Raw genomic sequence first — 23384 nt, forward strand, 5'->3', positions numbered from 1 at the left:
GTAGCAGAAGCGCAAGCCGCGTCCGGTGGCACCGCGTGGGGTCAGATGCTCCGCGTAGCCCGTGACGCGGCTCGCGCCGCTGCTACAGGGGTGCGATGTCGCTGTAGCAGCGGCGCAAGCCGCGTCCGGTGGCACCGCGCAGGGTCAGATGCTCCGCGTAGCCCGTGACGCGGCTTGCGCCGCTGCTGCAGGTTGATCGCCTGTAACCCCCGCTGCATTTCCGGCCAAGGTAAATTGCCCGTAAAGGCGCTTTGCTTATGCCCGCCGACTCCTTATCGTTCAGCCTCCTCAAAGTAGAAGTCCTCCCGCACAATGGTCGATCATTCAAAGCAGTCCCCAGGTCCCCGTAAATCGCGTCGCTGGCTGTTCGGCCTGTTGATGGTGCTGGTTGTCGCCGTATTGTGCTGGTGGTTCTGGCCGGCCAAGAAAAGCCCGGAGAGCGGCGCCGCCGCGCCCGCCAGCGCAGGGCGCAATGCAGGTTCCGCGCGCCCCGGTTTCGGCGGTTCGGCCGAGCCCACCCCGGTGCGGGTAGCCGATGTGGTCACCGGTGACTTCCCGGTGTACTACAAGGCGCTGGGCACGGTGACCGCGATCAATACTGTCAATGTGCGCAGCCGTGTGGCCGGGGAGCTGGTCAAGGTCAACTTCCAGGAGGGGCAGCGAGTCAAGGCTGGCGACCTGCTGGCGGAAATCGACCCGCGCAGCTATGAAATCGCCTTGCAGCAAGCCCAGGGGACGCTGGCGCAGAACCAGGCACAACTCAAAAACGCGCAGATCGACCTGCAGCGTTACAAAGGCCTGTTCGCCGAAGACAGCATCGCTCGCCAGACCCTGGATACCCAGCAGGCGCTGGTGGGGCAGTACCAGGGCACCATCCAGACCAACCAGGCAGCGGTCAACGACGCCAAACTCAACCTGGACTTCACCCGCATTCGCGCACCCATCGCCGGTCGGCTGGGACTGCGCCAACTCGACATCGGCAACCTGGTGGCTGCCAACGACACCAGCGTGCTGGTGGTGATCACCCAGGTACAACCGATCACCGTGGCTTTCACCCTGCCTGAAAGCGAACTCACACCAGTGCTGGCGCGTTACCGCAGCGGCGCCAAACTTACCGTGGAAGCCTGGGACCGGGGCGATACGCGCAAGCAGGCCACCGGCGTGTTGGGCAGTCTGGACAACCAGATCGACACCACCACCGGTACCCTGAAGTTCAAGGCTCTCTTCGATAACCAGGACGAAGCCCTGTTCCCCAACCAGTTCGTCAACGTGCGTCTGCTCTCCGACATCCTCAAAGGGGTGGTGCTGGTGCCTTCGGCAGCCGTTCAGTACGGCGTCGACGGCACTTTCGTCTACGCCATGGACGGTAACGACAAGGTCAAGATCCGTCAGCTCAAGGTGGGCCCCACCGACGGCGCCAATACTGTGGTCGAACAAGGTCTGGCCCAAGGTGATCGGGTCGTGCTCGAAGGCACCGATCGGTTGCGCGATGGCAGCCGGGTCGAAGTGGTCGATGACAGCGCCAAGGTGCCTACCACGCCGGGGCAGCATCTGCAGGGCCAGGATGGCGCCGGTGTGCCGGGCGAGAAGGGCAAGACCGGGGCATGAATATCTCGCGGCTGTTCATCCTGCGCCCTGTCGCCACGACCTTGACCATGCTCGCCATCGTACTGGCGGGCGTGCTCGCCTATCGATTGCTGCCGGTGTCGGCGCTGCCGCAGGTCGACTACCCGACGATTCGCGTCATGACGCTGTACCCCGGCGCCAGCCCGCAGGTGATGACCAGCGCGGTCACCGCGCCGCTTGAACGCCAGTTCGGGCAGATGCCCGGCCTGACCCAGATGGCCTCGACCAGCTCGGGCGGCGCGTCGGTGCTGACCTTGCGCTTCAGCCTCGAGATCAACATGGACGTCGCCGAGCAGCAGGTGCAGGCCGCGATCAACGCCGCCAGCAACCTGCTGCCCTCGGACCTGCCCGCGCCGCCGGTGTACAACAAGGTCAACCCGGCCGACACCCCGGTGCTGACCATCGCCATCAGTTCCAAGACCATGCCGCTGCCCAAGCTCAACGACCTGGTCGACACCCGCATGGCGCAGAAGATCGCGCAGATCAGCGGCGTGGGCATGGTCAGCATCGCCGGTGGTCAGCGTCAGGCGGTCCGTATCAAGGTCAATCCTGAAGCGCTCGCGGCCAATGGTTTGAACCTGTCCGACGTGCGCACCTTGATCGGCGCGTCCAACGTCAACCAGCCCAAGGGCAACTTCGATGGCCCCACGCGGGTGTCGATGCTCGACGCCAACGACCAACTGCGTTCGCCCGAGGAATACGCCAACCTGATCCTGGCGTACAACAACGGCGGCCCGCTGCGGCTGCGTGACGTTGCGCAGATCGTCGACGGCGCCGAAAACGAACGGCTGGCTGCCTGGGCCAACCAGAATCAGGCGGTGTTGCTCAACATCCAGCGTCAACCGGGCGCCAACGTCATCGACGTGGTCGATCGGATCAAGGCGCTGCTGCCCACGATCACCGACACCATGCCGGCCGGGCTCGACGTTACGGTGCTGACCGACCGCACCCAGACCATCCGCGCGTCGGTGACCGACGTCCAGCACGAATTGCTGATCGCCATTGCCCTCGTGGTCATGGTCACGTTCCTGTTCCTGCGCCGCTTCAGCGCGACCCTGATTCCTTCCATCGCCGTACCGCTGTCGCTGGTAGGCACCTTCGGGGTGATGTACCTGGCCGGGTTTTCGATCAACAACCTGACCCTCATGGCCCTGACCGTGGCCACGGGCTTCGTGGTCGACGATGCCATCGTGATGCTGGAAAACATCTCGCGCCACATCGAGGAAGGCGAGACACCGATGCAGGCTGCGCTCAAGGGGGCGCGGCAGATCAGCTTCACCCTGCTGTCGCTGACGTTTTCGCTGATTGCGGTGCTGATCCCGCTGCTGTTCATGGCTGATGTGGTTGGCCGCCTGTTCCGTGAATTCGCCATCACCCTGGCCGTGGCCATCCTCATTTCCCTGGTGGTCTCACTGACGCTGACCCCGATGATGTGCGCGCGCCTGCTCAAGCGCGAGCCCAAGGAAGAGGAACAGAGCCGCTTCTACAAGGCCAGTGGCGCCTGGATCGACTGGCTGATCGCCCGTTACGGTGGCGGCCTGCGCTGGGTGTTGCGGCACCAGCCGCTGACCCTGCTGGTCGCCGTCGCCACCCTGGGCCTGACCGTGCTCCTGTACCTGGTGGTGCCCAAGGGCTTCTTCCCCGTGCAGGACACCGGCGTCATCCAGGGTATCTCCGAGGCGCCGCAGTCGATTTCCTTCAAGGCCATGGGCGAGCGACAGCAGGACCTGGCCAGGATCATCCTGCAGGACCCGGCCGTCTCCAGCCTGTCTTCGTACATCGGCGTGGACGGTGACAACGCCACGCTCAACAGTGGACGCTTGCTGATCAACCTCAAGCCCCACAGCGAACGCGACCTCACGGCCAGCCAGGTCATCGCGCGCCTGCAGCCCGAGGTCGACAAGCTGCTCGGCGTGCGCCTGTTCATGCAGCCGGTGCAGGACCTGACCATCGAGGATCGGGTCAGCCGCACTCAGTACCAGTTCAGCCTGTCCTCCCCGGACGCCGACCTGCTCGCCACCTGGAGCGCCCGTCTGGTGGACGCGCTGAAGCAGCGCCCTGAACTCACCGATGTGGCCAGCGACCTGCAGGACAAGGGCCTGCAGGTGTACCTGGTGATCGACCGCGATGCGGCCAAGCGGGTCGGGGTGGATGTCGCCGATATCACCGACGCGCTGTACGACGCCTTCGGTCAGCGACAGATTTCGACCATCTACACCCAGTCCAGCCAGTACCGAGTGGTGCTGCAGGCTACCGACGCCAGCACCCTCGGGCCGCAGGCGCTGGAGCGGATCTACGTCAAGGCCAGCGTCAACGGCACGGGCACGACCAATCAGACGGCCGACAGCGACACCACTGCCACCAGCGGCACCCAGGTGCGCCTGTCGAGCCTGGCCCACATCGAACAGCGCCAGGCCCAGTTGGCCATCGCGCACATCGGTCAGTTCCCGGCGGTGATGATGTCGTTCAACCTCGCCGATGGTGTGGCGCTGGGCAAGGCGGTCGACGTCATCGAACAGGTGCAGCGCGACATTGGCATGCCGCTGGGCGTGCAGACCCAGTTCCAGGGCGCTGCCGAAGCCTTCCAGGCGTCGTTGCAGAGCACCCTGCTGCTGGTGCTGGCGGCCATCGTCACCATGTACATCGTGCTGGGCGTGCTCTACGAGAGCTACATCCATCCGATCACCATTCTCTCGACCTTGCCCTCGGCGGCGGTGGGCGCCTTGCTCGCGCTGCTGATCAGCGGCAACGACCTGGGCATGATCGCGATCATCGGCATCATCCTGTTGATCGGTATCGTCAAGAAGAACGCGATCATGATGATCGACTTCGCCCTGGAGGCCGAACGCAATCAGGGGCTGGATCCCGAGACCGCGATTTACCAGGCTGCGCTCCTGCGTTTCCGGCCGATCCTCATGACCACCATGGCCGCGCTGTTCGGCGCGGTGCCGCTGATGCTCGCCAGCGGCTCGGGTGCCGAGTTGCGCCAGCCACTGGGCCTGGTGATGGTCGGCGGGCTGCTGGTGAGCCAGGTGCTGACGCTGTTCACCACGCCTGTCATCTACCTGTACTTCGACCGCCTGGGTCGACGCTGGGGGCGCCGACCAGCCGCCGTGGAACAGGCTGAATCATGAACCTGTCCGGACCTTTCATCCGTCGCCCGGTGGCGACCTTCCTGATGAGCGTGGCGATCATGCTGCTGGGCGGGGTCAGTTTCAGCCTGTTGCCGGTCTCGCCGCTGCCCAGCATGGATTTCCCGGTGATCGTGGTGTCGGCCAACCTGTCCGGCGCCAGCCCCGAGGTCATGGCCTCGACCGTGGCCACGCCGCTGGAGCGATCGTTCGGCGCCATTCCGGGCGTGACCACCATGAGCAGCCGTTCCAGCCAGGGCTCGACCCGGGTCATTCTGCAGTTCGACCTGGACCGCGACATCAATGGCGCGGCGCGGGAAGTGCAGGCGGCGATCAACGCGTCGCGCAACCTGCTGCCCAGTGGCATGCGCAGCATGCCGACCTACAAGAAGATCAACCCCTCCCAGGCACCGGTCATGGTCCTGTCGCTGACCTCCGACGTGCTGGCTAAGGGTCAGCTTTACGACCTGGCGTCGACCATCCTGTCCCAGAGCCTGTCCCAGGTGCCGGGAGTGGGCGAGGTGCAGATCGGCGGCAGCTCGCTGCCGGCGGTGCGTATCGAGCTCGAGCCGCAACTGCTCAACCAGTACAACGTCTCGCTCGATGACGTGCGCACCACCATCGACGGTACCAACGTGAGGCGCCCCATCGGCTTCGTCGAGGACGGTGAACGCCAGTGGCAGGTGCAGGCCAACGACCAGTTGGACAAGGCCGACGACTACAAGCCGCTGATCATCCGCTATCAGGACGGGTCGGTACTGCGCCTGAGCGACGTCGCCAAGGTCACCGACGGTGTCGAGGACCGCTACAACAGCGGGTTCTACAATGACAATTCGGCCGTGCTGCTGGTGATCAACCGCCAGGCCGGGGCCAACATCATCCAGACCGTCAGCCAGATCAAGGAACAGCTACCGGCCCTGGAAGCGTTGTTGCCGGCCAGTGTCGAGCTGAACATCGCCATGGATCGCTCGCCGGTGATCACCGCCACCCTGCACGAGGCCGAGATGACCCTGCTCATCGCCGTGGTCCTGGTGGTGCTGGTGGTGTTCCTGTTTCTCGGCAATTTCCGCGCCTCGCTGATTCCCACCCTGGCCGTGCCGGTGTCGCTGGTGGGGACGTTCGCGATCATGTACCTGTGGGGGTTCTCCCTCAATAACCTGTCGTTGATGGCGCTTATCCTGGCAACCGGGCTGGTGGTGGACGACGCCATCGTGGTGCTGGAGAACATTTCCCGGCACATCGATAACGGTGTGCCGCCATTGCGCGCGGCCTACCTGGGCACCCAGGAAGTCGGTTTCACCCTGCTGTCGATGAACGTCTCGCTGGTGGCGGTGTTCCTGTCGATCCTGTTCATCGGCGGGATCATCGAGAGCCTGTTCCGCGAATTCTCGATCACCCTCGCGGTAGCCATCGTCGTTTCCCTGTTCGTCTCGCTGACCCTGACGCCGATGCTCTGTGCGCGCTGGCTGACGCCGCATGAGCCCGAGAAGGACAACCGCCTGCAGCGCTTCAGTCACCGCGTCAACCAGCGCATGGTCGCTGCCTACGACCGCAGCCTGGGCTGGGTTCTGCGTCACCGCAGGCTGACCCTGCTCAGCTTGCTGCTGACCATCATCGGCAACGTGGCTCTCTACGTGGTGGTGCCCAAGACCTTCATGCCGCAGCAGGACACTGGCCAGTTGATCGGCTTCGTGCGCGGCGACGACGGTCTGTCGTTCTCGGTCATGCAGCCGAAGATGGAAACCTATCGCCGCGCATTGCTCGCCGACCCGGCGGTCGACAGCGTGGCCGGCTTCATCGGTGGCAACAACGGCAGCAACAACGCGACCATTCTGGTTCGCCTCAAACCCATCGAAGAACGCAAGATCAACGCGCAGCAGGTGATCGAGCGACTGCGCAAGGAAATGCCCAAGGTGCCCGGCGGCCGCCTGATGCTGATGGCCGACCAGGACCTGCAGTTCGGCGGTGCCCGTGAGCAGAGCACCTCGCAGTATTCGTACATCATCCAGAGCGGCGATCTGTCCGCGCTGCGCACCTGGTACCCGAAAATCGTCGCGGCCTTCCGCGCGCTGCCGGAACTGACCGCCATCGATGCCCGCGAAGGCCGCGGGGCCGCCCAGGTGACGCTGATCGTCGACCGCGACAAGGCCAAGCGCCTGGGCATCGACATGAGCACCGTGACCTCGGTGCTCAACAACGCCTACAGCCAACGGCAGATTTCCACCATCTACGACAGCCTCAACCAGTACAAGGTGGTGATGGAGATCAACCCCAGGTATGCGCAGGATCCGATCACCCTGGAGCAGGTCCAGGTGATCACCACGGACAACAAGCGCGTACCGCTGTCGAGCATCGCTCACTACGAAAACAGCCTGGCCGACGACAGCGTCAGCCATGAAGGGCAGTTCGCCTCGGAGAGCATCTCCTTCGACCTGGTCAGCGGGGTGACCCTGGACGTTGCCACGCCACTGATCGAGCGCGCGCTGGTGCGTGTCGGCCTGCCCGAGGACATCATCGTCAAGGTCGCCGGCACCGGCGATGCCTTCGCGGCCGCGCAGAAAAGCCAGCCTTTCATGATCCTCGGCGCGCTGGTGGCGGTGTATCTGGTGCTGGGCATTCTCTATGAAAGCTACATTCACCCGCTGACCATTCTCTCGACCTTGCCATCGGCGGGGGTAGGGGCCTTGCTGAGCATCTACCTGACCGGTGGCCAGTTCAGCCTGATCTCGCTGCTGGGCCTGTTTCTCTTGATTGGCGTGGTGAAAAAGAACGCGATCATGATGATCGACCTGGCGCTGCAGCTCGAACGCAATGAAGGGCTGGGCCCGGCCGAATCCATTCGTCAGGCCTGCCTGTTGCGCCTGCGGCCGATCCTGATGACCACCATGGCGGCCATTCTCGGCGCGCTGCCGTTGATGTTCAGCACCGCCGCAGGTGCCGAGATGCGCCGTCCGCTGGGCCTGACCATCATCGGTGGCCTGGTGTTCAGCCAGATCCTCACGCTCTATACCACTCCGGTGGTCTACCTCTATCTTGACCGCCTGCGCCACCGCTTCAACAAGTGGCGCGGCGTGCGTACCGATGCCGCTCTGGACACTTCGCTATGACCGATTCCATTTTTCCGCGCGTCTCGCGCCTGGCCAGTGTGGCACTGTGCAGCCTGATGCTGGGCGCCTGCACCCTGGGTCCGGACTACCAGCGCCCGACGATCGCCACGCCGGTGCAATTCAAGCAGGCCGATGGCTGGCGTCAGGCCAACCCCAGCGATGCCATGGCACGCGGCGCCTGGTGGGAGCTGTACGGCGACCGCCAGCTCGATGCCCTGGTGCTCAGGCTCAACCGCTCCAACCAGACGGTCGCCCAATACGAGGCGCAATATCGGCAGGCCCAGGCGCTGGTCCGCAGTACTCGTGGCGCGCTGTTTCCGACCGTCGACCTGAGCGCGGGCAAGACCCGCTCCAGCCAGGGGACCGGCAGCAGCGGTTCGAGCCTGAGCCAATCGAGCAGCGGCATCCGCGATACCTACAACACGCAGCTGGGTGTGAGCTGGGAAGCCGACATCTGGGGCAAACTGCGCCGCGGGCTGGAGGCTGATCGGGCCAGTGCCCAGGCCAGCCTTGCGGATCTGGCCGCGATGCGCCTGAGCCTGCAGTCGGAGCTGGTGCAGAACTACCTGCAATTGCGGGTCATCGACGAGCAGAAGCGCCTGCTCGAAGCCACGGTACAAGCCTATCAGCGTTCGCTCGACCTGACTCAGAACCAGTACCGGGCGGGGATTTCCGGCAAGGATGCGGTGTTCCTGGCGCAGACTCAGCTCAAGAGTACCCAGGCCGACCTGATCGATCTGGCCTGGCAGCGAGCCCAGCTGGAAAATGCCATCGCCGTGCTCATCGGCATGGCACCGGCCGAGTTCAGTCTGGCCGCGAGCACTGAGATCCCGGCGTTGCCGGCGATCCCTCTGGCCGTCCCGTCGCAGCTGCTCGAGCGACGTCCCGACATTGCCGCCGCCGAGCGCTCGGTGATGGCGGCCAATGCCGAAATCGGCGTGGCCAAGACCGCCTACTTTCCCGACCTGACCTTGAGCCTCTCCGGCGGTTACAGCAGCAGCAGCTTCAGCAACTGGATCTCGCTGCCCAACCGTTTCTGGTCGGTCGGCCCGCAACTGGCGATGACCCTGTTCGACGGCGGCCAGCGTGCGGCGGAAGTGGACCGCAGCGAAGCGGCCTACGACCAGACCGTCGCGCAGTATCGTCAGACCGTGCTCGACGGGTTCCGTGAAGTCGAAGACTACATGAGCCAGTTGAAGGTGTTCGACGAAGAAGCGTCGGTGCGCAACGAAGCCTTGCAGGCGGCCCGCGAGTCGTTGCGCCTCACATCAAACCAATACAAGGCCGGGCTCATTGGCTATCTTGACGTGGTCAACGTGCAGGCAACGGCGTTGAGCAACGAGCGCAGCGTGTTGACCCTGATGCAGAGTCGGCTGGTCGCCAGCGTGCAGTTGATCGCGGCGCTGGGCGGCGGCTGGCAGGAACCGGCACAATAGGCCAGCCGCGTCGGCAACCGCGTTTCGTACCACCTCTGAAACCCCGCACGCCCTGGTCAAGATATTGATGCTGATTGGTACCTATTCCTCCGCCCTCGTGGCCGTATCGCTGTGTGTCGCCATCCTGGCGTCCTATACCGCACTCGATCTGGTCGGGCGCATCGCCACGGCGCAGGGTCGGGCGATCTATCTGTGGATGAGCGGCGGTGCGCTGGCCTTGGGTATCGGCGTGTGGTCGATGCACTTCATCGGCATGCTCGCCTTCGAATTACCTATCCAACTGGGCTACGACCTCGGCCTGACCGCCGCGTCGCTGCTCATCGCTGTCCTGAGCTCAGGGTTTGCCCTGTGGCTTGTCAGCCAGCCGCTGCTGCCCTGGCCACAATTGGCCGGCGGCGCGCTGATCATGGGCGCAGGCATCGGCAGCATGCACTACACCGGCATGGCGGCGTTGGAGATGCAGCCAGGCATCGTCTACGACCCGGTGCTGTTCGTTGCCTCCCTGGCCATTGCCGCGGGCGCTTCCGGCGCAGCGCTGTGGATCGCCTTCCGCCTGCGGCGCAACCGGCCGAACGTGCGACTGGCCCGGGCTGGCGCGTCGGTGGTAATGGGTATCGCCATCGTCGGCATGCACTACACCGGCATGGCCGCGGCCAAATTTCCCGAGGGCAGCGTGTGCGGTGGCGCCCTCGATGGCCTTACCGGGGATGGCCTCGATTACCTGGTGCTGGTCACGACCCTGGCGGTGCTGGGCATGACCTTGCTGACGTCGGTGCTCGATGCGCGCCTGGAGTCGCGCACTGCGGCGCTGGCCAACTCCTTGACCCTGGCCAACCAGGAACTGACCCAATTGGCCCTGCACGACAACCTGACCGGCTTGCCCAACCGTATTCTCCTGGCCGACCGCATCGGCCAGGCGATCAGCCAGATCGATGCGGTGGGCGGTTGTCTGGCGGTGATGTTCATCGATCTGGATGGTTTCAAGCCGGTCAACGACGCCTTTGGCCATCACATGGGCGACCAGCTGCTGCGCGCCGTCGCCTCGCGCCTGCGCACCAGCCTGCACGGCCAGGACACCCTGGCCCGAATCGGTGGCGACGAGTTCGTTCTGCTGGTAAGCCTTGAAGCAGCGGCCTACGCCAAGGGTATCGCCGCGCGCCAGGTTCACCTGATCGGCCAGACGTTCGAAGTCGCCGGACACAGCCTGCATATTTCCGCCAGCATCGGTATCGCCCTGTACCCTGGCAACGGCATCGATCAGAACGAGCTGCTGATGAATGCCGATGCGGCCATGTACCATGCCAAGAGCATTGGCAAGAACGGCTACAGCTTCTTCGAAAGCTCGATGAACACCAATGCCCGCAAGCGCTTGCAGCTTCTGCAGGAATTGCGTCTGGCGGTGGCCGAGCGCCAGTTGCGTCTGTTCTACCAGCCCAAGTTCGATGCCCGCAGCGGTAAACCGGTCGGCGCCGAGGCGCTGTTGCGCTGGGAGCACCCACGCATGGGCCTGCTGGCGCCTGCGGCGTTCATCGACCTGGCGGAGACGACCGGGTTGATCATCGACATCGGCCACTGGGTGCTTGACGAGGCCTGTCGGCAGATGCGCGAGTGGGTCGAGCTGGGCTTCCATGACTGGCGTGTCGCGGTCAACCTGTCGGCCCTGCAGTTCGGCCACGCCGCACTGGTGCGCAGCGTTGCACTCACCCTGGCGAGGCACGGGCTGGCGGCTGCCAATCTGACCCTGGAAATCACCGAGACCACCGCCATGAGCGACGCCGATGCCAGCATGACGGTGCTGCAGCAGCTGTCGGACATGGGCGTCGATCTGTCCATCGACGATTTCGGTACAGGCTATTCCAGCCTCATGTACCTCAAGCGCCTGCCTGCCAACGAGCTGAAGATCGATCGCGGCTTCGTTCGCGACCTGGAGCAGGACGGTGACGACGCGGCGATCGTCTCGGCAATCGTGGCGCTGGGCCAGGCGCTGGGCCTGCGTATCGTCGCCGAGGGCGTGGAGACCAGTAACCAGCAATCGTTCCTGACCCAGCTGGGGTGTGATTCCCTTCAAGGCTACCTGCTCGGACACCCGCTGCCGGCGGAGCGATTCATGCATGACATCCAGGCCGCCAGGCACATCGAAAGCGTCACTCGGGCCTAGGGCCGCTCGCGGGGCTTGCCATTAGATAGCCATAGGCTCGAAGATGTAGACCGTTGGTTTTCAGGCATGGAGCGTCTATGAGTTCCGATCCCCCGACCTTTGCCAAGTTCGGCAAAGGCTCCACGTCCATGCTCGATGCCGCTTCGCTTGAAGCGATTCTGCAGCAGGCCCGTGACTGGTCCCACAGCACCGCGTGGGCCTGGTACCGGGCCGGTGAACAGTTGCACCTGGAAGGTCAGGGTGACCTGCAGCGCCATTGGCCGCTGGTCCTGGCCAACCACGAGCTGCAGCGTTTCTGCGACAGCTGCGGGCTACAGCTATGGCCAACCGGGCAGGGCGAGGCGGTGCTCGGCTGGCTGATGGCGCCGTTGCATATTCCTCATGACGGCGCGTTGGCTGACTTGGCCGCCGCCATTGGCCGGCAGGTCCAGACCGATGCCTTGGCCAGGGCGCAGATCACCCAGCGCGTGTTGTACGAAATCACCTACCTGGCTAGCTCCACCCGTGACCGTGGGATCTTCCTGGTGGGCGTGCACAAGCTGCTGGCCACCCTGATCGATGCGGAAAACTTCTACCTGGCGCTCTACGATGAGCAAAGCGGCAAGATCACCTACCCTTATTACGTCGACGTGATCGATGTCGAGGCACTCGAAGCAGAGAATTACGAGTACCTCATTCCCGACCACCTGTCGTTGACCGGCCAGGTGTTGACCAGCGGCCAGCCACTGTTGATCGACGCCAAGGGCATTGCCCTGGCCGGGCGTCAGGGACGGTTCCACTGTGTCGGGCATATTCCCGAATTCTGGATGGGATCGCCGCTCAAGAATGCCCGTGACGAAGTGTTCGGCATGATCGCCATGCAGGTCTACGACGTCGAGCGTGCATACAGTGCCGAAGACCGCGCCTTGTTTCTGGTCGTGGCCCGGCATGTGGCCATGGCGCTTGACCGTATCCTGCACCGCGCCGACCTGGAAGAAACGGTGTCGCGCCGTACCCAGGAGCTGTCCCAACTCAACGCGGCGCTGCGCCTGGAAGTCTCCGAGCGCAAACGTGCCGAGCATTTGCAGGTAGCGCTGTTCCAGATCGCCGAGTTGTCGAGCAAGCCCGGCGAACTCGATGGCCTCTATCACAGCCTCCACGTAATCGTCGGCGACCTGCTGTATGCACGTAATTTCTACATCGCCATCTTCGATGGCGATAGTGGCGAAGTCAGCTTTCCCTACTACGTCGACGAGCACCTGACGGGTCGTCCGCAGCCGCGTCGTGGCCGGCGTGGCCTGACCGAGTATGTGATTCGACAGCGCTGCGCTTGCCTGATCGACTTCGACGCGGCTACCCGCTTGATGATCCAGGGCGAAGTCGATGACACCCGCGAGCCGATCCGCTCGCAATCCTGGCTGGGCGTTCCGCTGTTCGACGACGACCGTGTGCGCGGCGTGCTGGTGGTGCAGAGCTACGCCAGCGACGTGCACTACACCTTGCGCGATCAAGACCTGCTGACGTTCGTCTCGCGCCACATCGATACCGCGCTGTCCCGGCGCAGCGCGGCCGAAGCCATCTATGAGGCCAACCTGCGCCTGGAAGCTCGCGTCCAGAGTCGAACCCGCGAGCTCGACCACGCCAACGCCAAGTTGCAGTACGAAAACGCCCACGACGCCCTGACTGCGCTGCCCAACCGCATCCATCTGCAACAACGTCTGGCACAGGCCTGGCATGAGTACTGCGCCAATGACCGTGAGCTGGTGGTGATGTTCATCGATCTTGACCGTTTCAAAATGGTCAATGACAGCTTTGGCCATCATTTCGGCGACCAGTTGCTCTTGGAGGCAGGGGCCCGCCTGCGCAGTTGCCTGCGCGAGGATGACCTGCTGGCCCGCTTGGGCGGCGATGAGTTCGCCGTGCTGGCACCGGACTCGAGCCTGGAGGAGGCCGTGGAGATCGCCGAACGCATCCTGGTGGCCTTCGATCGCCCGTTCTTCATCAATGGCCATGAAGTGTTTTCCTCGTGCAGCATCGGCATCGTCGGCGCAGACCGTCAATTCCACAGCGAACCCGCCGACCTGCTGCGCGATGCCGACAAGGCCATGTACCGGGTCAAGAGTGCCGGTCGTGACAGCTACGCGGTGTTCAACCAGGCCCTGCGCCGTGAAGTGTCCGATCAGGTCGAACAGGAGGGCGCGCTGCGCAATGCGCTCAAGCGCAGCGACGAGCTGCTGCCGTATTTTCAGCCGATCGTCGATGTCCAGACCGGTGAGGTGCAGGCGCTGGAGGCATTGATCCGCTGGCATCAGCCGGACGGACGCATCATCGCGCCAGGACACTTTCTGCCGGCGCTCGAGGGTCTGCGGCTTATCGGTCGTCTCGACCTGTACATGGTCACCCGTGTGGCGCAGATTCTTGCCGAGCCCGCTCACGCGCACTGGCCGCCGGTGCATGTGAACTGTTCCAGCTACAGCATCACCCGCAGCGGTTTTGCCGATGAAGTGCTCGCGGTACTGGCGCGCCATCAGGTGGACGCCTCACGGATCTGCCTGGAATTGACCGAAGGTGCGCTGGTGGCCGAGCCGGCCATGGCCCAGCGCACCATGCAGCAGTTGGCTGAGCACGGCATGAGCGTCGTGCTGGACGACTTCGGTGCCGGTTTCTCTTCGCTCAGCTACGTGCATCAGTACCAGTTCAATGGCTTGAAGATCGACAAGTCGTTCATTCTCGAGTTGACCGGCAGTCCGCGCAGTCGGGCCATCGTCCGTGCCATCGTGCGCATGGCCGAGTCGCTGGGTTTGACCGTGGTGGCCGAAGGGGTAGAGGACCTGGCCACCTTGCAACTGCTGCGCGAGATGGGTGCATCCCAGGCACAGGGTTATTACTTCGCCAAACCCGCTGCCATACAGGACCTCGATCTGACAGGATGGAAGGCTGTCGTGACGGCGGCGCCACGGCCCGGCGCACTGCATGACGTATGATCGGCGAAATCGTTTTCGAGAAGTCAGACATGACCAACGTTGTATCCCGGTTCGCCGACGTAGTGATCATCGGAGGCGGCTTGAGCGGCACCCTGCTGGCCGTGCAGTTGCTCAGGCAGCCGCGCGGGCAGCGCATTGTCATCATCGAACCACGTCCCGAGTTGGGACGTGGCGAGGCCTACAGCGCTACCGAGCTGGGTCACACCTTGAACGGCAACGCCGCGCGCATGAGTGTCGACCCGGACAATGCCGACGACCTGACCCAGTGGCTCACCCAGTTCATCGACAACGGCGGTTGGCCCGAATCGGCCGAGCAGGCGCTGCCGGTCGCCGAATTGTTTCCACCGCGCGGCATCTTCGGCCTCTATGCCCAGCAACGCCTGGCCGAGGCTCGCGCCCTGGGCCTTCGCTTCGGCTCCACGGCGGAGCACGTGCGCGCGGAGGTGGTCGACGTCCAGACCCACAACGAGCAGGTCCGGGTGACGCTGGATGAGGCGCAAGTGTGGTGCGCACCCCGCGCGGTGCTCGCCACCGGCATGTTTCCCGCCGCACGCACCGCCGTGAAGGCGCCCGGCGGACTGAACGCCGCCGCGGTCGATCCGTGGGACGTGCAAACCATGCGAACGCTGGATCCGCAGGCGCGGGTGCTGATCATCGGTTCGGGGCTGACCATGGTCGATGCGGTGGTCTCCCTCGACCGCGCCGGTCACCGCGGACCGATCACGGTGATCTCGCGGCACGGCTTGTGGCCTCATGTGCGTCGTCAGCCGCCGGCCTGGCCAGACTTTCTGACGGCAGCCAGCGACCTGAGAAGCCCGCGCCAGCTCATGGCCGAGGTGCGCAGCCAATGCCGCCAGGCCTTGCAGCAGGGGGTTGATTGGCAAGCGCCGCTGGACACCGTGAGGGTGCACATCGCACGGCTCTGGAGCCAGGCCAGCGAGCGGCAGAAACGGCAGTTCGTACGTCATGTACGGCCCTGGTGGGAAAGCCATCACCATCGCTCGCCACCGCCGAGCGATGCGCTGCTGCAGAAGGCCATCGCCGAAGGGCGACTTACCCTGCAGGCAGCCTGCTACCTGAGCGCCGAAGGCACGACCTTGACCATCCGCCGCAGGGGTGAGTCGGCGCCTGTGCAGCTGCACGGTGACGTACTGATCAATTCCAGTGGTATCGAATACGACTGGCGTCGCGTCGATAAACCGTTGCCGCGCCAGCTGTTGGCGCGTGGTCTGGTCAAGCCCGGGCCGCTCGCATTGGGCCTGCTGGCTGACGATGAGGGGGCCTTGCTGGACAGCGACGGGATTGCCAGCCGGCGTCTGTTCGCCATGGGGCCGCCGCTGCGTGGGATGTGGTGGGAGAGTACTGCGGTGACGGATGTGGCGGCTCAAGCCAAACGGCTGGCCGCCACCTTGCTGAAGCCCGACTGAAGCAGGGGCGGTGGACGCCGCTGCTTCACCGATCGATCAGTCGTTGGGTTCCGTCGTGTTGACGTAGGGCGGGATCTTGGCCAGCGGCAGCTGGCGGGCCTGATCGGCTTGTATCCCCTTGCGCGACGGCAGCGGTTCCAGCTTCTGCACCTCGCCGGTCTGCAGCGAGCGCTCGATGGCTGCCAGCACCCGCACGTCGCGCCAGCCTTCGTCGCCGTCCGCTTCAGGTTGGCGATCGTCCAGGATGCACTGGGAGAAATACTCGGTTTCGCCACCGAACTGGTCGACGACCGGGAAGGTATGCTCCTGCTTTTCGCCGTCGATGATCGAGCGATAGGCGATGGCCACGCCCTCGCCGAAACCGAAGCACGGCGAGGCCTCGAATTCACCTTGAGTACCGATCAACTGAAAGCGCTCGCTCGCTGGCAGGCTGAAGCTGACGGTGAAGGTCGCTTGCCGCTGTTCGGCAAAGCGCAGCGTGACGCTGACGGTGTCGGGCGTATTGATGGGACGCCCGGGTGTTTGTGCGCCCACGGCGTGCACTTCCAGCGGCTCGCCGCCGAACAGGTTGCGCACGGCATTGAGCGGGTAGGGCCCCATGTCGGCCGCCGGGCCGGCCCAGAAGCCGCTTTTCATTCGATGATTTTCCGCCTTGGTGTGCTGGGTGAAGGTGGCGGTGAACAACCGGGGCTCGCCAATATCACCGTTGCGCACCCGCTGCACCATCTCCACGGTGCCGGGCTCGCAGTGCAGGCGGTAGGCGATCATCAGCTTGGCGTTGCCTCGTTCGGCGGCGGCATTGATCGCCAGGCAATCTTCCTCGCTGGCCGCCATGGGCTTCTCCAGCAGGACATGGATACCGGCTTCCAGAGCCGGGACGGCGAACTCGCGATGGCGAAAATTGGGCGTGGCCAGGTAGATCGCGTCGATTTCGCCGGACGCCAGCAGTTCGGGAAACTGCTCGTAGCTGTAGCTCTTGAGGTCATACAGCGCGGCCAGTTGATCGGCCTTGATGGGGTCGCCGGTTACCAGCGCGGTCATCACGGAGTTGCGGGTCTGGTCCACACCGGGCATGAATGCACCCTGCGAAATCCAGCCGCCGGCAACCACGGCGTAACGAATCTTACCCTGAGCATCAGGCATGGGTCGGGCCTCCTTGTATCACCCGCGAAATGCGTGGTGTCTAGGAAGTCGGCAAGCGTTGCGGGCAGGAGTTCCCGAAGATTGGGAAGAGGAGGGGCAATCGAGGTGGTGCGAGGTGCGGGAATCGAACCCGCACAACCAAAGGTCGTCAGATTTTAAGTCTGATGCGTCTACCAATTTCGCCAACCTCGCATGCTCGCGCATCATACTGATATGGCTCGGAAATGTCATGCGCTAATGGCAGATGGCGGATACCCTGACAGGCCGCTGTCGAGCGGGCGAAAATCAATTTGCCATTAGTGATGACGACGCTCCCGGAGTGCGCGGTTCTTTGCTAAAGTAGTCGCCGATTGAAAGTCGTTTTCACATGCCACGGTTGGCGACCATGCAATGGCCTGCAGCGCGCTGATGGGCCGCCAGGAGATACACTGTGACATCCAGCCAGACTTCGGTGCTGCTCGCCGCTGCCCTCGAGCAATGCGCGCGCGAACCCATCCGCACCCCCGGCAGCATTCAGCCGCAGGGCTTCATGATGGTGCTCGATGCCGCCGCCGAGCGCGTGCTGCAGGTCAGCGACAACGTGCGTCACTGGCTGCAGCTCGAGCCTGCGCACGTGCTCGAATGCGCCGTGGCAACCCTCTTCGAGCAGGGCAGTAATCTTTCGGCGCGTCTGGCCGCCTGGCCCGGGGAGGAGCGGCAGCCGTTCCATTTCGCCGATGTGCGCTTCGCGCAAGGCGGCCACCCGCGCGCCATGGCGATGATGGTGCACCGTGCCGACGGCGTCATCATCGCCGAGTTCGAGCCCGCCGTCGATGAGGCCCATGCCTACGGCGCCCTGTATCCGCTGGTGCGGACCTTCATCAGCCAGTTGCACAATGCGGCAGACATCATCGAGCTGTGCCAGCGCTCGGTGGTCGAGGTCAAGCGCGTAACCGGCTTCGGCCGTGTCAAGGCCTACAGCTTCGATGCGGCCGGTAACGGCACGGTGCTGGCCGAAGTGCGCGATGACAACTATCCCAGCTACTTGGGTCTGTGCTTCCCGGCCTCCGACATTCCCGCACAGGCTCGGGAGTTGTATTGCAGCAACCGCATCCGGGTGATCGAAGATGCGAACTACCAGGCCTCGCCACTGGTGCCGGCCCACAACCCCGTCACCGGCGCGCCGCTGGACCTGAGCCTTGCGGCCTTGCGCAGTGTGTCGCCGGTACACCTGCAATACATGCGCAACATGCAGACCATGGCGTCGATGTCGATCTCGATCGTGGTCGACGGTCAACTCTGGGGTCTGATCTCCTGTCACCACGACCAGCCCCATGCGGTGGGCTTCCAGACCCGCACGGCCTGTGAGCTGTTGGGCAGCGTACTGTCGCTGCAGATCGAGACCAAGACCGCCCACGCGCAGAACGAGCGCATGCTCGAACTGCGCCGACACATCGTCCAGCTGCTCTCGGCCATGGCCGATAGCGACAGCGTGCGTGCCGGCCTCATGGCATTGCCTGACACCTTTCTGGGCTTTACCCACGCCAGTGGCGCGGCGATCATCGCCGAGGCGCGCTGCGAGTTACTGGGCGATACGCCACCCCAAGCGATGGTCGATGCCTTGGCCTTGTGGTTGGCCGAGCGCGGCGGACAGGAAATCTTCCATAGCGACAACGTCGGCCGCGACGTGCCCGAGTTGCCCGAATTGGCGCGGTACTGCGGCGGTGTCCTGGCCGTAGCCATTTCCGAAATCCATTCGCACTACCTGATCTGGTTCAAACCCGAGCAAGCCCGTACCGTCACTTGGGCGGGCCGTGCGGAAAAGAGTCTGGACAGTTCCGGGGTGCTCAACCCGCGTGCCAGTTTCGAGAGCTGGCGCCAGGAAGTCAGTGGCTTCTCCAGCCCCTGGGATGCGCTTGAAATCGAAGGCGTGCACGAGCTGCGCACTGCCGTGCTGGGCATTGTGCTGCGCAAGGCCGAGGAACTGGCGCAACTGGCGGGGGAACTGAAGAAGTCCAACAAGGAGCTCGAAGCGTTCTCCTACAGCGTTTCCCACGACCTGCGTGCACCGCTGCGGCACATCGCCGGCTATGCCGAACTGCTCACCGACTTCGAAGGGCCCAAGCTGTCCGAACGGGGCTTGCGCTTCCTGGAGCACATCGGCGAATCGGCACGGTTCGCTGGGACCTTGGTCGACAACTTGCTCAGCTTTTCCCAGATGGGACGTTCGGCCCTGCGCTTCACCGACGTCGACCTGAATGCGCTGGTCGAATCGATCCGCCAGGAGATGCGACCCGACTACGAAGGTCGCGATCTGCAATGGCACGTCGGACCATTGCCGCGCCTGGTGGCCGATGCCGCCTTCGTGCACCTGGCCTTGCGCAACCTGTTGTCCAATGCCATCAAGTACAGCCGCACCCGCGAACACGCCGTGATCGAAGTGGCTGCCTACCAGCAGGACGCCGAGACGATCATTTTCGTACGCGACAACGGTGTCGGCTTCGACATGGCCTACAGCGGCAAGCTGTTCGGGGTGTTCCAGCGCCTGCACCGCATGGAGGAGTTCGAAGGCACCGGCATCGGCCTGGCGAGCGTGCGCCGCATCATCGAACGACACGACGGCCGAGTCTGGGCCGAAGGCGCCCTGGATCAGGGTGCAACTTTCTACATGGCGTTGCCGAGACGCGCACATTCCGCCAGCACGAATCAACCGAGGTAAGCGATGCTCAAACCCATTCTTCTGGTCGAGGACAATCCCAAAGACCTGGAGCTGACCCTTGTGGCGCTGGAGCGCAGCCAGTTGGCCAATGAAGTGATCGTCATGCGCGACGGCGCCGAAGCGTTGGATTATCTGCTGCGTCGCGGCACCCATTCGACCCGTGACGAGGGTAATCCGGCGGTCTTGCTGTTGGACTTGAAGCTGCCGAAGATCGATGGTCTGGAGGTGCTCAAGGTCATCCGCGAGACCAACGAGTTGCGCAGTATTCCTACGGTCATGTTGACCTCGTCCAAGGAAGAGCCGGATCTGGAGCGCGCTTATTCACTGGGAGTGAACGCCTATGTGGTCAAACCGGTCGAATTCAAGGAGTTCGTCTCGGCCATATCCGATCTGGGCATTTTCTGGGCGGTCTTGAACGAGCCTCCGCCTGGTTCGTCGAGAATCATTCGTCGCCCTGGCTCCTGAGCTCAGATCGCGCCGCCAGTGAGCTGCATTGCGCTGGCACGCAGCGTTCCCATGGCGCTCGGATGGCGCACAGAGCGCCATACTCCAGTCACGTTTTCGGAAATCTATGTCGCCCAAGCCCTTGCAATTGCTGTTTGTGGAAGACAGCACTCACGACGCCGAGCTGGCGCTGCTGAACCTTGAGCGCGCCGGTCTGTCCGTCGAGCCTACCCTGGTGTTCAATCATCAGGCCGTCGAGCAGGCGCTGGCCAATGGCACGTTCGACCTGATCCTGTGCGATTACATGTTGCCGGGCTCTTCCGGACCACAGGTATTGCAGGCAGCGCAGCGGCTGGCGCCGATGACACCCTTCATCTTTTTGTCCGGCGTCTATGGCGAAGAGCATGCGGTCGAGATGATGCGCCAGGGCGCCATCGACTACGTGCTCAAGCAGAACCTGAGTCTGTTGCCTCGGGCTATCCAGCGGGCGATGGACGAAGTCCACGAGCGTCGTCGTCGACGCAGTGCGGAGCGCTCGCTGCAGCACGCTGAAGTCCGCGCACACATTGCCACCAACGCCGCGCGCATGGGCATTTGGGATTACGCGCCGCTCACCGACACGCTGCTGTGGGACGAGCGCTGCCGGGAGCTGTACGAACTGCGTCCCGATACCGAAGTGAACATCCAGCTGTTCCTCGACCACTGCCACCCCGATGATCTGCCAGTGGTACAGGAGCGCATGGCGGCAGCGCTGACTGTGGATGACCAGCATCGGTTTCACATCGAATACCGCGTACTGCTGGACAGCGGCACCCTGCGCTGGATCTCCAGCCATGGCCAGGCTTTCTTCGAAGACGGCGTGTGCGCACGTTTCACCGGCGTCATCCAGGACGTCACCGAGCAGAAGCAGGCGACACAGGCCCTGCAACAGCTCAACGAGATGCTCGGTGAGCGCGTGGTCAAGCGCACTCGCGAACGCGACCGTACATGGGAGCTGTCCCGCGAGCTGCTGGGTGTGATGCGTTTCGACATGTCACCCGTTTCGCTCAACCCCGCCTGGGAATCGACCTTGGGCTGGACTCGCGAACAGCTGGGCAACATGCAGCTGTGGGAAATCATTCATCCCGACGATCTCGCCGCCACGCGTCGCGAAACCGAGAACATCGCCAATGGCAATGTCTCGACACGTTTCGTCAATCGCATGCGCCATGCCGACGGCGACTACCGCTGGTTGTCCTGGACCATCGTTCCCGATGAGGGCCTCATGTATGCGGCCGTTCGCGACATCACCGGCGAACGGGAAGTACTGGATGAGTTGGCCGGGGCCAACCATCAATTGCGCGAGCAGATCGATGAACGTCAGCGCATCGAGGCCACTTTGCATCAGTTGCAGCGCCTGGAAGCGGTCGGCCAATTGACGGCAGGCGTAGCGCACGACTTCAACAACCTGTTGACGGTCATCCTGGCCAGCACCACCTTCATTGCTCGAGATTTCGAAAAGGGCAAGACCGAACGCATCCAGGGCCGTTTGCAGAACATCAAGGAAGCCGGTAAGCGTGGCGCCAAGCTGACCGGGCAGCTGTTGGCGTTCTCCCGTCGTCAGCGCCTGGAGCCGGTTGCGGTGAACCTCAATGGTACCGTGGAAGGCATGATCGAGCTGTTGCAGCGCACCTTGGGTGGCAGTATCTGGATCGAGACCGACACCGCGCCCGACCTCTGGAATGCTTTGGTCGACCCGACCCAGACCGAGATGATCATTCTCAACCTGGCGATCAACTCGCGCGATGCGATGCCTGGCGGCGGCACGCTGCGCCTGTCCACGGCCAATGAAACCGTCAGCATGCCCGCCCAGCGTCCGGAAGATCCTGAACCTGGCAACTATGTCGTGCTGTCGATCCAGGACTCGGGAACCGGCATGAGCCAACAGGTACTGGCCAAGGCCTTCGAACCGTTCTTCACCACCAAGGAAGTGGGCAAGGGTTCCGGCCTGGGCCTGGCCCAGGTGTTCGGGTTCGCCAAGCAGTCGGGCGGGGGCGTGGCGATCATGACATCGCCGGGCTATGGCACCACGGTCAAGGTGTACCTGCCAGGGGTTCCGGATCAGCTGCTGACCCACGAAGACGAGGCGGTCGACGTCGCCGCGGCTCAGGAGGGCGGCGAACGCCAGACCATCCTTCTGGTAGACGACGACCATGACGTGCGCGAAGTGACCGCCACCATGCTGCACGGTCTGGGTTACAGCGTGGTCGAGGCGGACAGTGCCGAGCAGGCGTTGAACAAGCTTGACCCTAATGTTGATCTGGTGCTGACCGATTTCGCGATGCCCGGAACCAACGGCGGAGAACTGGCACACATGATCCGTCGACGGCATCCCCGGTTACCGATCGTTTTCATTACCGGATACGCCGAGTTGGAGGGGCTGGATTCCGAGCACTATCCACTCGTGCAGAAGCCGTTCCGCGAGCAGGATCTGGCCAGCAAATTGCGTGCTGCGTTCGGCGGCTAGCGACCTGCGGTCTTGGGTTCGGTCTTGGGTACCATGGGCACGCCAGCTTGAATCCGCTCGTGGATTTCCTGACGATGCACGGCAACATGGCGAGGTGCATCGATGCCCAGACGGACCTGTCCGCCCTTGATGTCGATGATGGTAATGAAGATATCGTCGCCGATCACAAGGCTTTCGTCGGTGTTGCGCGTCAATATCAGCATGGTGGGCTCCCTGCGCTTGAAAAGGGTGTTTTAGCGCTGTCTGATAAGTGACGCGTCGGCAGTATGAATAATTCCTTTTCTTGATCTATCTCCATTTCCAGCGTGTCTTTGGTCAGGGTTTTCTGAACCTCGCGGCGTCTAACCGGTCCCTTACTTACATAAGGCATCGCCTTTATTACCCACATGAGGTAGGCATATGACAGACGTAGAGTTGCAAACCACTCCGCAGTTCGAGGAATGGGACAAATCGTCTCAGAACTATCTGGACGAACAAGTTCGCCATGAAGAAACGCTCAAGAACGGGTGCCATATCGTGGTACGTGCACGCAAGATCGCTGAAGACAAGGTATCCGTGTTCTTTGGAACCTACGGGCCGGATGGCCGCGTGATCAAGGAGCAGACCGAAATACGCGATGGATTGACTTGCGCTAAGGACGCGCTGGATTTCGCGACCGACAAAGCAAAACGCCATGCAGGCGGTGGGGCAGGGGCGCCAGACGACAATCATCATCAAGCAACGCCCATCTGAAGGTCACTTGGCG

General features: G+C 63.4%; 13 protein-coding genes and 1 tRNA gene. 11 read left to right on the top strand and 3 right to left on the bottom strand.

Going from position 1 to position 23384, the window contains the following annotated elements; genetic code table 11:
* Positions 1-312 precede the first annotated feature (312 nt).
* From BLV18_RS09425 to BLV18_RS09455, 7 genes are all read left to right on the top strand, one after another.
* A complete protein-coding gene (locus BLV18_RS09425; protein WP_090357986.1) occupies positions 313-1608 on the top strand; it encodes an MdtA/MuxA family multidrug efflux RND transporter periplasmic adaptor subunit in 1296 nt (431 codons plus the stop codon).
* Entirely contained in the window at positions 1605-4760 is a 3156-nt protein-coding gene (locus BLV18_RS09430) for an MdtB/MuxB family multidrug efflux RND transporter permease subunit (protein ID WP_090357988.1), read from the top strand. Before BLV18_RS09425 ends, BLV18_RS09430 begins: the two co-directional genes overlap by 4 nt.
* The gene (locus BLV18_RS09435; RefSeq protein WP_090357991.1) at positions 4757-7864 is read left to right on the top strand and encodes an efflux RND transporter permease subunit; all 3108 of its coding nucleotides are present in this window, start codon (positions 4757-4759) and stop codon (positions 7862-7864) included. The genes BLV18_RS09430 and BLV18_RS09435 overlap by 4 nt, the downstream gene beginning before the upstream one ends.
* Positions 7861-9300, top strand: coding sequence for an efflux transporter outer membrane subunit (locus BLV18_RS09440; protein WP_090357993.1), 1440 nt, complete (start codon positions 7861-7863; stop codon positions 9298-9300). Before BLV18_RS09435 ends, BLV18_RS09440 begins: the two co-directional genes overlap by 4 nt.
* 67 nt (positions 9301-9367) lie before the next feature.
* A complete protein-coding gene (locus BLV18_RS09445) occupies positions 9368-11458 on the top strand; it encodes a putative bifunctional diguanylate cyclase/phosphodiesterase (protein ID WP_090357995.1) in 2091 nt (696 codons plus the stop codon).
* Positions 11459-11586: 128 nt separating this feature from the next.
* On the top strand, positions 11587-14421 hold the full coding sequence (locus BLV18_RS09450) for a bifunctional diguanylate cyclase/phosphodiesterase (RefSeq protein ID WP_244156940.1): 2835 nt from the start codon (positions 11587-11589) through the stop codon (positions 14419-14421).
* A gap of 29 nt (positions 14422-14450) precedes the next feature.
* The gene (locus BLV18_RS09455) at positions 14451-15848 is read left to right on the top strand and encodes an FAD/NAD(P)-binding protein (protein ID WP_090362169.1); all 1398 of its coding nucleotides are present in this window, start codon (positions 14451-14453) and stop codon (positions 15846-15848) included.
* A gap of 36 nt (positions 15849-15884) precedes the next feature.
* Here the strand turns inward: BLV18_RS09455 and BLV18_RS09460 are convergent, their stop codons facing one another.
* Positions 15885-16991: a Gfo/Idh/MocA family protein gene (locus BLV18_RS09460; RefSeq protein ID WP_090357999.1), complete on the bottom strand. Its 1107-nt coding sequence runs from the start codon at positions 16989-16991 to the stop codon at positions 15885-15887.
* Positions 16992-17097: 106 nt separating this feature from the next.
* Positions 17098-17183 (bottom strand) — tRNA-Leu (locus BLV18_RS09465).
* A 238-nt stretch (positions 17184-17421) separates the two neighbouring features.
* Between BLV18_RS09465 and BLV18_RS09470 the strand changes: the two genes are divergently transcribed.
* From BLV18_RS09470 to BLV18_RS09480, 3 genes are all read left to right on the top strand, one after another.
* Positions 17422-19689 (top strand): ATP-binding protein, encoded by a 2268-nt coding sequence (locus tag BLV18_RS09470; protein ID WP_090358001.1) that lies wholly within the window; start codon positions 17422-17424, stop codon positions 19687-19689.
* Between the two features lie 3 nt (positions 19690-19692).
* On the top strand, positions 19693-20154 hold the full coding sequence (locus BLV18_RS09475) for a response regulator (RefSeq protein WP_049860186.1): 462 nt from the start codon (positions 19693-19695) through the stop codon (positions 20152-20154).
* A 106-nt stretch (positions 20155-20260) separates the two neighbouring features.
* Positions 20261-22639, top strand: a complete 2379-nt coding sequence (locus BLV18_RS09480; protein WP_090358003.1) for a hybrid sensor histidine kinase/response regulator — start codon at positions 20261-20263, stop codon at positions 22637-22639.
* Here BLV18_RS09480 and csrA read toward each other — a convergent pair.
* Entirely contained in the window at positions 22636-22842 is a 207-nt protein-coding gene (gene csrA, locus BLV18_RS09485) for a carbon storage regulator CsrA (protein ID WP_090358005.1), read from the bottom strand. The two genes, BLV18_RS09480 and csrA, sit on opposite strands and share 4 nt — an antisense overlap.
* Before the next feature lie 196 nt (positions 22843-23038).
* On the opposite strand from csrA, the gene BLV18_RS09490 reads away from it, so the two are divergent.
* Positions 23039-23371: a hypothetical protein gene (locus tag BLV18_RS09490; protein ID WP_049860189.1), complete on the top strand. Its 333-nt coding sequence runs from the start codon at positions 23039-23041 to the stop codon at positions 23369-23371.
* Positions 23372-23384 lie beyond the last annotated feature (13 nt).

The organism is Pseudomonas coleopterorum, from assembly GCF_900105555.1.
Lineage (GTDB): Bacteria > Pseudomonadota > Gammaproteobacteria > Pseudomonadales > Pseudomonadaceae > Aquipseudomonas > Aquipseudomonas coleopterorum.

Excerpts from the sequence above, each read along its gene's own strand:
- BLV18_RS09450 (WP_244156940.1), top strand. The coding sequence starts at position 11,587 with ATGCTCGATGCCGCTTCGCTTGAAGCGATTCTGCAGCAGGCCCGTGAC.
- BLV18_RS09480 (WP_090358003.1), top strand. The coding sequence starts at position 20,261 with ATGTCGCCCAAGCCCTTGCAATTGCTGTTTGTGGAAGACAGCACTCAC.
- BLV18_RS09430 (WP_090357988.1), top strand. The coding sequence starts at position 1,605 with ATGAATATCTCGCGGCTGTTCATCCTGCGCCCTGTCGCCACGACCTTG.
- BLV18_RS09455 (WP_090362169.1), top strand. The coding sequence starts at position 14,451 with ATGACCAACGTTGTATCCCGGTTCGCCGACGTAGTGATCATCGGAGGC.
- BLV18_RS09440 (WP_090357993.1), top strand. The coding sequence starts at position 7,861 with ATGACCGATTCCATTTTTCCGCGCGTCTCGCGCCTGGCCAGTGTGGCA.
- BLV18_RS09460 (WP_090357999.1), bottom strand. The coding sequence starts at position 16,991 with ATGCCTGATGCTCAGGGTAAGATTCGTTACGCCGTGGTTGCCGGCGGC.
- csrA (WP_090358005.1), bottom strand. The coding sequence starts at position 22,842 with ATGCTGATATTGACGCGCAACACCGACGAAAGCCTTGTGATCGGCGAC.
- BLV18_RS09425 (WP_090357986.1), top strand. The coding sequence starts at position 313 with ATGGTCGATCATTCAAAGCAGTCCCCAGGTCCCCGTAAATCGCGTCGC.
- BLV18_RS09435 (WP_090357991.1), top strand. The coding sequence starts at position 4,757 with ATGAACCTGTCCGGACCTTTCATCCGTCGCCCGGTGGCGACCTTCCTG.
- BLV18_RS09445 (WP_090357995.1), top strand. The coding sequence starts at position 9,368 with ATGCTGATTGGTACCTATTCCTCCGCCCTCGTGGCCGTATCGCTGTGT.
- BLV18_RS09490 (WP_049860189.1), top strand. The coding sequence starts at position 23,039 with ATGACAGACGTAGAGTTGCAAACCACTCCGCAGTTCGAGGAATGGGAC.
- BLV18_RS09475 (WP_049860186.1), top strand. The coding sequence starts at position 19,693 with ATGCTCAAACCCATTCTTCTGGTCGAGGACAATCCCAAAGACCTGGAG.